This is a genomic window from Providencia sp. AGC89, from assembly GCF_053543535.1.
This window is the reverse complement of record NZ_JBIXLP010000060.1, coordinates 324,225-337,897: the sequence shown is the minus strand read 5'-3', so window position 1 is coordinate 337,897 and position 13,673 is coordinate 324,225. Positions and strand designations below refer to the sequence as shown.

General features: G+C 41.0%; 11 protein-coding genes. 6 read left to right on the top strand and 5 right to left on the bottom strand.

Features of this window, described 5'->3' with window-relative positions:
• Positions 1-51 precede the first annotated feature (51 nt).
• Complete coding sequence (sbcB, locus tag ACIPUA_RS09980) at positions 52-1,479, bottom strand: exodeoxyribonuclease I (protein ID WP_449059616.1); 1,428 nt, start codon at positions 1,477-1,479, stop codon at positions 52-54.
• 333 nt (positions 1,480-1,812) lie between these two features.
• Here sbcB and ACIPUA_RS09975 point away from each other — a divergent pair, with 333 nt between their 5' ends.
• Together ACIPUA_RS09975 and tmaR are read left to right on the top strand one after the other, a co-directional pair.
• Positions 1,813-3,096 (top strand): oligosaccharide MFS transporter, encoded by a 1,284-nt coding sequence (locus tag ACIPUA_RS09975; RefSeq protein ID WP_449059615.1) that lies wholly within the window; start codon positions 1,813-1,815, stop codon positions 3,094-3,096.
• Between the two features lie 123 nt (positions 3,097-3,219).
• Positions 3,220-3,552 (top strand): PTS system regulator TmaR, encoded by a 333-nt coding sequence (gene tmaR / locus ACIPUA_RS09970; protein WP_042843427.1) that lies wholly within the window; start codon positions 3,220-3,222, stop codon positions 3,550-3,552.
• Between the two features lie 138 nt (positions 3,553-3,690).
• On the opposite strand, the gene ACIPUA_RS09965 is transcribed toward tmaR, so the two are convergent.
• Entirely contained in the window at positions 3,691-4,383 is a 693-nt protein-coding gene (locus ACIPUA_RS09965; RefSeq protein ID WP_042843428.1) for a helix-turn-helix domain-containing protein, read from the bottom strand.
• 207 nt (positions 4,384-4,590) lie between these two features.
• Between ACIPUA_RS09965 and ACIPUA_RS09960 the strand changes: the two genes are divergently transcribed.
• The 3 genes from ACIPUA_RS09960 to ACIPUA_RS09950 are packed head-to-tail and all read left to right on the top strand — an operon-like array spanning position 4,591 to position 8,290.
• Complete coding sequence (locus ACIPUA_RS09960) at positions 4,591-6,921, top strand: molybdopterin-containing oxidoreductase family protein (protein ID WP_449059614.1); 2,331 nt, start codon at positions 4,591-4,593, stop codon at positions 6,919-6,921.
• Between the two features lie 2 nt (positions 6,922-6,923).
• The gene (locus ACIPUA_RS09955; RefSeq protein WP_173424793.1) at positions 6,924-7,472 is read left to right on the top strand and encodes a 4Fe-4S dicluster domain-containing protein; all 549 of its coding nucleotides are present in this window, start codon (positions 6,924-6,926) and stop codon (positions 7,470-7,472) included.
• Positions 7,473-7,474: 2 nt separating this feature from the next.
• Positions 7,475-8,290, top strand: a complete 816-nt coding sequence (locus tag ACIPUA_RS09950) for a dimethyl sulfoxide reductase anchor subunit family protein (protein ID WP_048607437.1) — start codon at positions 7,475-7,477, stop codon at positions 8,288-8,290.
• 215 nt (positions 8,291-8,505) lie between these two features.
• Here ACIPUA_RS09950 and ACIPUA_RS09945 read toward each other — a convergent pair whose 3' ends face one another.
• A complete protein-coding gene (locus ACIPUA_RS09945; RefSeq protein WP_042843432.1) occupies positions 8,506-8,796 on the bottom strand; it encodes a putative quinol monooxygenase in 291 nt (96 codons plus the stop codon).
• 222 nt (positions 8,797-9,018) lie between these two features.
• Here ACIPUA_RS09945 and ACIPUA_RS09940 point away from each other — a divergent pair, with 222 nt between their 5' ends.
• Positions 9,019-9,309, top strand: coding sequence for a colicin E1 family microcin immunity protein (locus ACIPUA_RS09940; protein ID WP_048607436.1), 291 nt, complete (start codon positions 9,019-9,021; stop codon positions 9,307-9,309).
• Between the two features lie 18 nt (positions 9,310-9,327).
• Here ACIPUA_RS09940 and ACIPUA_RS09935 read toward each other — a convergent pair whose 3' ends face one another.
• Both ACIPUA_RS09935 and rne read right to left on the bottom strand, forming a co-directional pair.
• The gene (locus tag ACIPUA_RS09935) at positions 9,328-9,699 is read right to left on the bottom strand and encodes a colicin-like pore-forming protein (protein ID WP_301538071.1); all 372 of its coding nucleotides are present in this window, start codon (positions 9,697-9,699) and stop codon (positions 9,328-9,330) included.
• A 202-nt stretch (positions 9,700-9,901) separates the two neighbouring features.
• Positions 9,902-13,192 (bottom strand): ribonuclease E, encoded by a 3,291-nt coding sequence (gene rne, locus ACIPUA_RS09930; protein ID WP_048607433.1) that lies wholly within the window; start codon positions 13,190-13,192, stop codon positions 9,902-9,904.
• Positions 13,193-13,673: the final 481 nt, after the last annotated feature.

Genomic DNA, 13,673 nt, shown 5'->3' with positions numbered 1-13,673 from the left:
ACATTAATCTAAAATAAAAATGGGCAACGATTTTGCCCATTTTTTTACAGTTTAGCTAGCCAACTCCATTGCATAATTCACCAGTGCTTTTAATTGCTGGCAACGCTTTTCATCGTGCTGATGTTCAGCAAGTAACATCTGTATTTGTTGCATATATTCTGTTAAGCGTGCTTCACTAAAGTAATCTCTGCGATGTTGTAACCAGCGTTGTTGCTCATCATAGGATAAGGTCGTTGGGAAATTACGTGCTTTATAACGAAAAAATAATTCCTTCATTCGCTTATCTTGAAAACTTAAATCTAAAGCAGGTAATTTTTGTGGAGGTGTTTCACGAATAATATCCATGGTTGACCTGTCCGACGGGCTAAAGAAACCATTATATATTTGTGCATCGACATCAGTGACTTCGTCATAGATTTGTGGCTCACTAAATAGCTCTATTAGTTTATTACGAATATCAGGGTTTTTACGCAGGGTTTCTAAATTACGCATGCAGAGGTCACGGTCTATCCCTGTGCGTAGTGCATCATTGGGTCGAAGCGTTTTTTCTGGTGCTAATATTGGGCACTTATTAATATGCACAAGTTTGACTGGGACAGGAGACGCTCCCGCAAGTTCGGCCTTAGGCGTATACAGGCGGGTACGTAATTGCTGCACATCTAATTCGAGTAATGGGGAGATATCCGCAGATAAGTCACACATAATCACGGCATTGCGGTTGTCTGGGTGCCATGCGAGAGGAGCAACTAGGCTTATATAAGAGCGTAATGCACCGAACATTCCAGAAACATGAACAAGCGGGGAAATATCAATAATATCAATTAGTTGGCTTATTTTGTTTTTGTTTCTCATCTGATAAAAATAATCAAACATCCGAGGCTGAGCGGCTTTCAATAACTTGGCCATATTGATTGTAGCCAGTACATCAGACATCGCATCGTGAGCATTTTCATGGGCAACCCCATTGGCTTTGGTTAGGTGCTCCAAGCGCATGCTTGGTAGGCCATCTTCATTTTCTGGCCATTCAATTCCTTCAGGGCGAAGTGCAAAGCAAGCTCGCAAGGCATCAAGTAAGTCCCAGCGAGAGTTTCCTTGCTGCCAACTATAAGCGTATGGGTCATAAAAATTACGGTAGAAAATATTACGAGTCACTTCATCATCGAAACGAATATTGTTATAGCCCATAATACAGGTATTCGGCACACTGAAAGCATGGTGGATACGCTTAGCAAATTCAGCTTCATTAACCCCTTCGGATAATGCAAGTTGTGGCGTGATACCTGTGATCATGACGGCTTCTGGTTGTGGCAGATAGTCATCAGCAGGTGCACAATAGAAAACCTCAGGTTCTTCAATGATATTAAACTCTAAATCGGTACGAACACCCGCAAATTGGGCCGGCCTATCTAATGCAGGCCGTTTACCAAAGGTTTCATAGTCATGAATAAAAAAAGTGGGCTGTTTTTTATTATCTTGCAACGTTTTCACCGTTTTGATGGGTTATAAGTTGGTTCTGATAGTGATGATTTTGTTGGTATTCACTATGCTTTGTGAGTTAATGATACCTTATCTGCTGTGAAAGCTAAACTCAGACCGCCTGATTTAGTGTGGGACAATGAGGTCATGCCACAATGGGATAATGCTATTTAGTACTCGAACTTCATTCTATTTTTATTGTGAATTTAGTCACGAATATTGATTGTTAACGTTAACAAAAGTGAGTAACATCACAAATGGCAAGGTTTTTTGTAGTTTCATGAAAATGTTAACCTTAACATTAAGACAATAAAAATTATTGATAGGTGATTAGATATGAATAGTGGCTCAAAAAAGTATTATGCCTCTTTGAGTGCATTATTGTTTTTTTTCTTTTTTACATGGTCATCTACATTTTCGGTGGTTGCAATATGGCTACGTAAATATGTGGGCTTAGAGGGGTCAGATACGGGGTTTATTTTTTCTTGTATCTCGCTTGTCGCTCTCTGCGCTCAACCTTTATACGGTTTTATACAGGACAAACTAGGGCTACGGAAAAACCTACTATTATTTATTGCTATATTATTAATCGCTTCTGGGCCATTTTTTATGGTTTTTGGGTCGTTATTAAAATGGAACCTAGTGCTTGGTAGTATTCTTGGCGGGCTATTTATTGGGATGACATTCCATGCAGGGATCGGCGTTCTTGAGTCATACACTGAAAGAGTGGGGCGCTTACGAAATTTTGAATACGGTAAGGCAAGAATGTGGGGGTCTTTAGGGTGGGCTGCTGCGACCTTTTTTGCGGGGCGTAATATTAATATTGACCCTGACTATAATTTCATTATGGCGACCATTTCTGGGTTAATATTTTTAGCCATATTACTTAATTTAAAGACAGCTAATGCGGATGCATATAATAGCCTTGAACATGGGAAACCTTCAGCAATAACGGTAGGTGACGCATTGCAATTATTGGCTTTACCCCGTTTTTGGGCATTGATACTGTTTGTCTTGGGGACCTGTATTTATAGTGTTTATGACCAGCAATTTATGGTGTATTTTGCCCATCAATTTCCAGATGAGCAATTTGGCAATGAGATGTACGGTTATCTAAATTCGTTGCAAGTTTTCCTAGAGGCTGGGGGGATGTTTTTAGCGCCGTTTATTGTTAACCGTATTGGTGCTAAAAATGGCTTGTTATTTGCGAGTTCAGTGATGGCTTTGCGGATCATAGGTTCTGGCTTAGTTGACGGACCAATCATGATATCAGCAATGAAGCTATTACATGCGGTTGAGCTTCCCATCTTGTTAATCGCTATTTTTAAATATAACAGCCGCCATTTTGATAAACGTTTATCATCAACATTGTATTTAGTTGGGTTCAGTTGTGTAACTTCGATTGTTGCAAGCATTTTATCGCCATTAGCAGGATGGGGCTATGACAAAATTGGCTTTGCGGATACTTATCTTGTGATGGGGACTTTTGTGGTGGTGACAACGATATTGTCTGCTTTTTGTCTTAGAAGTGACGATATTGGCGATCAACCCATAGATAATGCGCAACAATTAAACGCCCAAGATAAAAGCGATGACGAAAATTTAGTGCTAAAAGTATAAATCAAGGTACTTTTCGAACGAATAATTAGATAAATATGCGAAACGTACTTGTAACGCGGTAGGATTAGAATGTATTGTGTTAATAGATAATAGGTTTTAAATATTGACTAGAGGGTTTTAAACATGGACAACGCTAGCAAGCCGTCTTTCCAAAATGTACTGGAATTTGTGCGTATGTTTCGTCGTAAAAACAAGATCCGTCGTGAAATTACTGACAATGAGAAAAAAATTCGTGATAACCAGAAACGAGTTTTGTTACTGGATAACTTAAGCGAATATATTAAGCCTGGGATGTCAATTGAAGAGATCCAAGCAATTATTGCAAATATGCGTAGCGACTATGATGACCGTGTTGATGATTATATCATCAAAAATGCAGAGCTCTCCAAAGAACGCCGTGAAATCTCTAAAAAGCTAAAAGAGATGGGGGAGTTACCGAGGATTGATGTTAAGTAAGTGATATTATAAGTGATAAGCCGAGGCAACCTCGGCTTATCAAAGTAACATATTGAATATAAATAATATGTTACAGTATGGTCACTTTAGCATGGGGGTGAGTTAAAAACTAAGTAGCCCCAAGTATTTATCGTTGAACTACTGTAAAATCAAAGTATTAACTTGTTTAATCAATTCTTGAGCTAATCGCTCCATTTCATTTTTATCGATAAAACCCATCGTTACCGCAGCTGCAATCAACTGACCTTCACTATTAAAGACAGGGCATGCGATTGATTGCGCCCCAGGGATCCCCTCTGTTGGTTGATAGCGCACGGCATAGCCTTGCTTGATGATTTTTTCCAACTCTTGCGGGGAGTAATAATTTGATTGAAATTGGTTATCGAACGCAGAGTAAATCAGCCCTGCCGCGCTTTTTTCTATCGGTAATGGGGTGTTGGGTAAAAAATCAATCTCAACATTTTTAAAGCTACGGTTGTACGTCACTAATGAGAGTGCTTTTCCTAAACGTGTGGCGACACCAGTCGAAACGTTTTGCTCATCACGAAATTGAATCAAGCTTTTATTGATGGTTTCTAGATAAGAACTCTCAGGTTTAACAAAATTAGCTAAAAAAGTTAAGTTACGCCCTAAGCCATACCGGCTTGTTTGTGTGTCTTGATATAACATTTGTGTGCGACACAATGAAACCAAGTATTTATGTAAACGGCTTTTCGATATGTCACAGCCTTTTGATATATCAGCTGCGCGCGCAATGCCCCCATTTTGAGCAATATAATTTAAAATGCTCACCGCTATATCAACAGAATTAACACCTTGCAGAGAATACATAGATAAACCTCAGTTTAACAAGTCCTCATATTTTACCATGAGTTGCCCTAAGCCGCTAACAACCATCACGCATAGAATACTAATACTAAAGAAGTAGTTAATTTTTACTCATAAATAATGAGTGTATTTGATATTACTCAAGTTCACCATTTGTGAATAAGGTATATATATAGTGAACTTTAAAAAGCAATGTCGAGGTTTACTATAATGAAAACAATAAATGAATTACGAATAAAACGCCGAACTCTATTAAAAGGGCTCGGCGTGGTTGGTTTAGCTACCATAGCTCCTTGTTCTTTCGCTGAGGCGAATAATAATCAACCTTTACCTAGGGTGAGATTAAAACTATCTGACTACAAAACCTTTCGATCAACTTGTGCTATGGAATGTTTGCACTGCAACCTTACAGCGTATACATACCAAGGTAAGTTGATGAAAATACAAGCAACTGAAGGGTTTAATGTTAAATGTTGTTTAAGAGGAATGAGCCGGACTAAATGGGTTTATCATGACCAACGCATAACAACACCACTATTAAGGGTCGGTGAAAAAGGGAAAGCTGAGTTCAAACCAATAAATTGGGATGAAGCTCTCGACCTTATCGAAAAAAATATCAGAGAAACGATTACCAAATATGGAAATGAAGGGCTATTCATATCGACCCATGCCGGAAATATGGATTCTATTAAAAATGATATGGGTAAAGCGTTTTTTGATTATTTAGGTGGCTCAACAAAGCAAGCGGGCTCTTTATGTTGCTCGGCAGTCACTGCTGCGATGATACCGATGCTAGGGCTACGTTATGCCGATACGCGGGATACCATCGCGGATAGTCGTTATATTTTGTGTTGGGGGAATAACCCAGCAGTGACGATGCAAGCCTATTTTAAAAACTATAACCAAGCCCGAAAAAATGGAGCTCGGCTGGTGGTGATTGACCCTCGTTTTAATGAAACCGCAGCAAAAGCAGATGAGTGGATACCGATTATACCGGGTACTGACACCGCACTTGCTTTGGGAATGATCAAAATTATCATTGAAGAAAACCGTATCGATGAGGATTTTCTCAGGGCTCATACTGGAGCCGTGTACTTAGTTGATGATAAACAACAGCAAGTTAGGCAAGATAATAACGATAAAGACAGTTACTTAGTGTTTGACCTGTTAAGTGGGCAATTGGCTCGCCATGACACACCGAATATCAAACCCGCATTATTCCAAAATGAATTACCGGATAACCTGGGTTACACCACGGTCTTTGAGCAAATTTACCAGCAGGCAAAAGGTTGGGATGTCAAACGTGTTAGTGAAGAAACCGATGTTCCCGTTGAAACTATCGTACGCCTTGCTCGTGATTATTCATCGATTACACCTTCAATGATTGTACAAAATATGTCCGGTGCTCAGCGCACAGAACATGGGGCTTATGTGGCTGCTAGCCAGTTTTATCTTGCACTACTGACAGGGAATATAGGTAAGCGCGGGGCAGGTGTTTGTGATGCGGGTGGTGCTCGGCAAATGGCGAATTTTAGCCCGATAGTGCCACCTGCACCGAATGCCAAAAAAATTACCCCTATTCCTGTTGCTAAAGTCGGCGACTATATTGTGAATGATAAACCTCATCCGATTAATTTTTGGTGGATTATGACCATGGGGGTAATGACGCAATTACCTAACACGAATAAGGTTCGAGAAGCATTGAAGAAAGTCCCATTTGTTGTGGTAGCGGATAATCTAATGAGCTCCACGGCACTGTATGCAGACCTTGTATTACCCGTCACTACAATCTTCGAAGATACCAGCCTAATGGCCGGAGTTCGCAGCCAATATGTACAATTAATGGAAAAAGCCGTTGAACCAGCTGGGGAAGCAAAACCTGATTATTGGATTTTTGCCCGCTTAGCAGAACGATTTGGTTTTGGTGAGGTATTTAATCAACCGATTGAACATTATATCGATGCTTGTTTAGCTGGTTCTGGGATCACTCGTCAGATGCTGGAAAAAGGGCCTGTACGGCCTGTTGAAGGGGATTGGATACCGTTCAAAGATGGTGTTTTTAGAACATCAACCAAGAAAGCACATTTGTTTATTGAAGATTGGCAAAAGAAAAATTTCTCACCTGTCGTTGCTTACTACCAAGTGACTGAATCGGTGAAAGGTTCCCCTGAGTTAGCTAAAAAATATCCTTTAATGGCGGTGCAACGTAAGTTGGCGCGGAGTGTACACTCAAGCCATGGCATGAATGAATGGATACTTGAGGTTCAGCGCAACCAGCCTAATGTGTTAATCCACCCAGAAGATGCAAAACAACGAGGTATTAAGAATGGTGAATGGGCAATTACATTCAATGACCGAGGCGAGCATCGCGCTATCGCGGTAGTGACTACTCATATTAAAAAAGGGGTTATTTCTCTCGATAATGGCTGGTGGGAGCAGCAAGGGGGAAGTAGTAGTCATGTCACGAATGACCAAGTGGAACATTTAGGAACCGGGCATTGCTGCAATAGTACGTTGGTTGATGTGAGAAGGGAGGCTTAGTCATGGCTAAACAATATGGTTTTTTAATCAATACTAAAGATTGTTACGGTTGCCGTACTTGTTCAATGGCGTGTAAGTCGGAAAATGTGACACCACCAGGAGTACTTTGGCGCCGAGTTCGTGAGTTTAATAGTGATGCTCCAAATACCCAAGCATTTATTACGATGTCTTGTAATCACTGCGATGACCCTCAATGCTTAAAGGTTTGCCCTGCGGATACCTATACAAAACGAGCAGATGGCATAGTCGTCCAAGACCATGAAAAGTGCATAGGTTGCCAGATGTGTATTATGGCATGCCCATATCACGCGCCTGTATTTGACCCAGTAGAAGGTAAAACCAGTAAATGTAATATGTGTGCGGAACGGTTAGATGAAGGGTTATTACCAAGGTGTGTGGAATCTTGTCCAACAGGGGCTATCGAATTCGGTGAAATTACAGAACTACGTAAAAAACACACAACAAATTGGACGCTGTTAGAACAACGTTACAATATGCCAGACCACACTATCAGCAATCCAAATATTGTGATTATTGGTATGGAGGATTAATCATGGATATTAAATATATGGAACTTCCTCTGGTATTTTTTACGGTAATGAGCCAGTGGGGAATTGGCGCTATTCTTGCATTAACTATTTATCAAATGAATGCTAGCAAGGAAAATGTTTTATCAGGCGGAGTGCTACGCAGAGCAGTATTAGCGATTTGGTTAATCGAGGTGATCGGCTCTTCTATGTCAATGGGGCATTTGGGAGTACCACTAGAAGCGTATCGCTCCATACTTGGGTTAAGCCATTCATGGTTGAGCCGTGAAGCGGTGACATTTATTTTATTAAATGGTCTTGTCACGTTATGGGCACTCTCGTGTTGGGTATCACCCCAAGTGAATGTGCGAAATCAGTTACTTGGCTGGTTAAGCGCTCTTGGTGGTATTGCGGCTATTTTTGTAACTGCACAAGTGTATTATCAAATGGTTGCGCATCCATTATGGCACACGCCAGCGACGCAAATCGCGTTCATTGGTAGTGCGATTGTCCTTGGTTTTAGTCTAGTTGCCTTATTCGTTATTGGACAAGGGAAACCATTACTATCCATTATCAAAGTAGGGGTGCTGATAGGTGTTATGTTGGTATTAGCTGCGCAAATCATTCGCTTGCAATTACCCGCTAGCCAAGGAGGAAGCTATTTACTGTGGTGGCAAGTTGTAATGAGTATGCTATTGCCATGTATTGTGGCAATGAAAGCATATAAGGAACGACCATCGGTTATGGTAATGGTTTTGGTGATGTTGGCGATTTTTAGCGGAGAATTGGCCGGCCGTGCGCTGTTCTATGGTTCGGTGATGATCCAAGCACCTTGGTTCTAAAAATCCTCGTCATATTTCACCTTGTAGCGTTGTTGGCTTCACACACTCGCCCTAGTCACATACTGATGTATGCTCCTAGGGCCTCGTTTAGTTTGCCGCCTAGCTACAAGTCGAACTATATAGAGGATTATCTAGGTTTTGTCGATATTAGAATTCGGCCTGTAGTGTTGTGCATGGGTTCTCGCCATATGCTGGGGTATGTTTAGCTCATGCACTTATTCAAAGGCACCATTCATCAGTATGATAATAGGATCAGAACGTTTATAGCTGTTGATTAGGGGAACGAGACGTTTGAAATGTTCGCTGGCACAGTGAATATCTAGCGCTTCTTGGTTCGGCCACTCCTCGATAAAAATAAAGTGCCCAGGATCTTTTTGGTCAACATAAAGGTCATAGCTGATACACAATGGTTCTTGTTTGGTCGCAGCGACCAATTCACGGTATAGCGGCATAACAATCTCAATCGCTTCGTTTTGGATAAAATCTTCTGCAATGACTTTCAACATAATGCCATCCTTTGTAATGAATGATAGGTAATCACACATTAACACAAAGTAATTATTAAGTGCTGATGAATCAGTGACTTTAAGATATCAATATATACTAATAACTAGAGTTAATATGAGTTCTTATTCTCATATGGGATTTGCCATCATACTCCAAAGTAAAGTAAGGAAATGGTTAATGAATAAAAAATATTATATTCAAAATATGTGTTGGGCTGGTTTATGGGGGATTTGTTTTTATATTCTTATTTGGGTAGTGAACTCAAATATAAGTCACTGATGTTATTTATTAGTGTTGTTGGTATTATCATTTTCCCATTTGCAAAATGGGCAGTTGAAAGCTTTTTTCTAATGTTTACCACTAGAGAATTTTGGAATAGAGGCTTATTTATGGACACAGCGGGTAAGGCTGGAGGATTAGCCATATATGGTGGTGTCGTATTTTTATTATCTATTCCAATTACGTTGGTTTTTATTATAACTCTATTTATAACAAGATTGTCAGCGAAGTAAATAGCATCTATTTTATGGCTAAATACCAATCAAATTATTTGCTTCTTCGACTAAACTATCATTAATTAATGCGCCTGTCCCTGCAATAATTAAGCCATATCCTAGTATACCAATAGGCCCGCCAAGCAATGCATTAAAAGCGAATCCAGCAAGAGCTGTAGCTGTCATTCCAGCCGCTATTGTTTCTGTTTTAACAAAAAAAGGTCTCCAATTATTAGTGTCGATTGCTTTTATTAATTCATTTGACCAATCAATAAAGTTAATTGCTCGGCTTTTGTATAACATACCCTTACTAGATTTCTTGAAATTTTTTGCAATATCTTCAGCTTTAACTGACTTTAATGCTGCTGTAATGGCTTTGCGATCTTTTGCATCAATTTTCCTACTGATATTATTGATATACTTATTATAAGCTTTTAATGCATCCTCAACATCACGGTCTTTTTTCCTTTAGCTTGTCTTCCATAGCTTTAGCCAATTTCTCTGCATTTTCACCGTAAGTATTAAAAACTTCTTTATAAAAATCAGCTGTAAATAAGAAAAGCCTTGATAGTTTCCTATCAAGGCTTTTATGTTTACAGCTAGCTAGTTCTTAGAAATCAGCAGGTTTTGCCATTTCAGAGGTTGCGACGTTTGAAGCAACATGGCCACCTGCGCCACCTTTACCTTCAAAGGTTGAGGCATCGCGTAGGTATTCTTTAATTTCAAATGGCGCACCCGAAGTTTCAGGGGCAGGCGCTTTAGTCATTGGTGAATACGCATGGCGTTTATGTAAGCTTACAGCGACAACAGTTGATTCGGTGACCTTAACGGGTTCAACCTCTTTAACTATTACGGGCTCTTTTGCTGTCTCAACGATAACCTCAGACGTTGATGTTTCTTCAACGAATTGAGTCACAGTTTCATCAACAGCTTCAGTTTGAGCGGGAGCTTCTTCTACAACGAGCTCAGTTGTTTCTGACTTAACAACAGATTCAACAGGAGACTCAATCACTTGCTCTGTTGTTTCAGGCGCTTTCTCGACGATTGCTGTAGTTTCAGTTAGTGTGTTTTCAGATTGAGTCACTTCAACGGCCTCAATCTCAACAGGTACTGCTTCTACTGGTTGTTCATCGGCAGGGGCTTTAACTTCAGCTTCCACAACAGGGGATGCAACCGTTTCTGATACTTCTACCTGAGTAACCTCAACAGCGGTAGCCGTTACAGCAGGAACAATAACCTCTGGTTGTGACGCTGTCACTTTTGTTTTTTCAGCCGAAGAGGCTTCATCAACACTTTGTTGTTCCAGCATTTCTTCATTAGTAATGATCGCCATACCTTCTTGTTGTGGTTGGGCGATAGGATAATGAATAAATACTTTACCTGATGCTAGTTCAGGTGAGGCAACCGCAGCGATTAATGGCATTGGCGACTTATTCAAATGACGCTCATCACGGTAGCGACGACGACGTTGCCCACTTACGCGTAAGTGGCGTGGCGAACGACGTGAACGACGAGGAATGATGGTGTCTTGCTTTTCTTCGTCATCTGCATGAGTGTTTACGCCTTGCAGGTCTTCTGTTTTAACTTCACCTTCAGACTGATTGACAGGCGTTACAACGACAGGCAATGCGGCAAGAGGTTGCGTAGCCACCACTTCCTGTGATGTTTCAACCGAATCTACAACTTGGTCGTTATCGGTAACACGGATTTTCTGTGATAACTGGCGACGTTGGCGACGAGGTGTAACAGGGCGTTGTTGTTCCTCTTTCTCCGCAACATTTTCGACGTTATCTTGTTGAGCATCTTGTTGTGCTTTTGCAGCTTGCTGCTGACGTTTTTCGTCCTGACGGCGACGACGCTCTGCACGTTGCTCACGACGTTGTTGCTGATTATCGCGATTGTTGCTATCAGTTGTTTGCTCATCTTGTTGGCTCGTATTTTTATTATTACGGCCTTTATTACGATTGTTGGTTTCATCCGCAGTCGCATTACGATTATTGCGATTGTCGCGATTGTCACGAGTTTCGCGATTTTCATTATCATCGCGGTCACGACGGTTATTATTACGGCGATCATTGTTACGACGACGATCGTTATTACGGCGGCGGTCATTATTATTGCGAGGTTTCGGTGCTGGTTTCTCAACCACCTTTTCTTCTTCCTCACCAAATAGCTTCTTGAAGAAGGCCGCAATTTTACTGAATAAGCCTGGCGTTGCCTGCTCTGTTGTCACGGGTTTTGCTGGGGTTTTTGAAACGGTTTCTTTAGGTTTCACCGCAGGCATGTCGACAGGTTCTTGCAGGGCAAAAGCCGAAATCGCTGGTTGCTCAGGAAGTTTACGCTCTGCAGTCGTTTCATCAATTTGATTTAACGTTTCTGTCTCATGATATTGCGCTAAATTGTAGCTTAGAGTGTTAACTTCTTCGCCTTTACGAATACGGATCACATGGAAGTGAGGCGTTTGCATTTGGTCATTAGGGACAATCACCACACGCACATGGCTTTGGCGTTGTTCAATATCACTGACTGCTTTGCGTTTTTCGTTTAGTAGATAAGACGCGATTTGGACTGGCACAATCGCGTGTACTTCATGGGTATTCTCTTTTAAGGCTTCTTCTTCAATAAGACGAAGCACAGACAACGATAGTGACTCGTTATCACGAATTGTCCCTGTCCCCATGCAACGAGGGCAGACGTGATGGCTTGACTCACCAAGAGAAGGGCTCAAACGTTGACGTGACATCTCCAGTAAACCGAAACGAGAAATACGTGCAATTTGAATGCGCGCACGGTCTTGTCGCACGGCTTCACGTAGACGATTTTCAACTTCACGCTGATGGCGAACCGGTGTCATATCGATAAAGTCAATGACAATCAAACCGCCCAAGTCACGTAGACGTAGCTGGCGAGCAATCTCATCAGCCGCTTCTAAGTTGGTATTGAATGCAGTTTCTTCGATATCACCGCCACGGGTTGACCGTGAGGAGTTGATATCGATAGCGGTTAATGCTTCAGTCGTATCGATGACTAATGCGCCACCTGAAGGCAAACGAACTTCACGTTGGAATGCAGACTCAATTTGCGACTCGATTTGATAATGGCTAAATAAAGGAACATCACCACTATAGTGTTTAATTTTGCTGGCGAAATCACCGCGACCGATAGCTTCAATATGGTTACGAGCCATTTCGACCACTTTCGGGTTATCAATAAGAATTTCACCAATGTCAGGGCGTAGATAATCACGGAACGCACGAACAATAACGTTACTTTCTTGATGAATAAGGAACGGTGCAGGGCGGTTTTCAGCCGCTTTTTGGATAGCATCCCAATGGCGTAAGCGATAAAGTAAATCTTGTTGCAGTGATTCTGCTGATTTGCCTACACCTGCAGTACGGACAATTAACCCCATACCGTCTGGAATTTCTAAAGAAGATAAAGCTTCTTTAAGTTCTGTACGGTCTTCACCTTCAATACGACGGGAAATCCCCCCTGCGCGAGGGTTATTTGGCATTAAAACTAAATAGCTCCCAGCCAAACTAATAAAGGTCGTTAGTGCTGCACCTTTATTGCCTCGTTCTTCTTTATCAACTTGGACAATAACTTCTTGGCCTTCCTTTAACACATCTTTAATGTTAGGACGGCCCTGAGAGTGGTAGTTGCTTGGGAAGTATTCACGAGCGATTTCTTTGATAGGAAGGAAACCGTGCCTTTCAGCGCCGTAGTCAACAAATGCGGCTTCAAGACTGGGTTCAATGCGGGTGATTTTACCTTTGTAAATATTGGCCTTTTTTTGCTCATGACCTGGACTTTCGATATCCAGATCATAAAGACGTTGCCCGTCAACAAGGGCAACACGCAACTCTTCCTGTTGAGTTGCGTTTATTAGCATTCTTTTCATGTTATTACTTACTCAATTATTTTCTTTAAATAAAGAGCAGCGAAAGAATGAGCTACTGTAAACCGATGGCCTCGTGATTTTTACAAAACCGTCTGCCTCGCGGCAGTCGTTCGTATAGAGACGCGCAGTATTCGGTGAACCTGATTTTTAGATTAAAAATTCAGCGTTCTTAATCAGGATGCCGTATGTTATTGAAAACGGAAGTTCCTAACCCAATAAGCTAAAATTCGTTGCTCGCTAATTTATTTGATGTTGCTAAATGTCTTACGCCATTGCTGCATTGTTACGTCATCAAATAAGAAATCCTATATAACGCCAATTTTCGTTTTTTAAACATTTCGGCGACTTCGTATTATTCCATTGCCATAGACATTATAGCAAGTCGATACGGAAGTTATATGGAAATTTTATTTAGAAATAGGATAAATCAGCCAGAAAATAGACAAATTAAAAAAAAAGATAAAAAATTTTGTGGAGTCGG

Bases quoted from the DNA above. Each gene is read 5' to 3' on its own strand.
- tmaR (WP_042843427.1), top strand. From the start codon at position 3,220: ATGGACAACGCTAGCAAGCCGTCTTTCCAAAATGTACTGGAATTTGTG.
- ACIPUA_RS09965 (WP_042843428.1), bottom strand. From the start codon at position 4,383: ATGTATTCTCTGCAAGGTGTTAATTCTGTTGATATAGCGGTGAGCATT.
- ACIPUA_RS09960 (WP_449059614.1), top strand. From the start codon at position 4,591: ATGAAAACAATAAATGAATTACGAATAAAACGCCGAACTCTATTAAAA.
- ACIPUA_RS09945 (WP_042843432.1), bottom strand. From the start codon at position 8,796: ATGTTGAAAGTCATTGCAGAAGATTTTATCCAAAACGAAGCGATTGAG.
- ACIPUA_RS09950 (WP_048607437.1), top strand. From the start codon at position 7,475: ATGGATATTAAATATATGGAACTTCCTCTGGTATTTTTTACGGTAATG.
- ACIPUA_RS09955 (WP_173424793.1), top strand. From the start codon at position 6,924: ATGGCTAAACAATATGGTTTTTTAATCAATACTAAAGATTGTTACGGT.
- ACIPUA_RS09975 (WP_449059615.1), top strand. From the start codon at position 1,813: ATGAATAGTGGCTCAAAAAAGTATTATGCCTCTTTGAGTGCATTATTG.
- ACIPUA_RS09940 (WP_048607436.1), top strand. From the start codon at position 9,019: ATGGGGGATTTGTTTTTATATTCTTATTTGGGTAGTGAACTCAAATAT.
- rne (WP_048607433.1), bottom strand. From the start codon at position 13,192: ATGAAAAGAATGCTAATAAACGCAACTCAACAGGAAGAGTTGCGTGTT.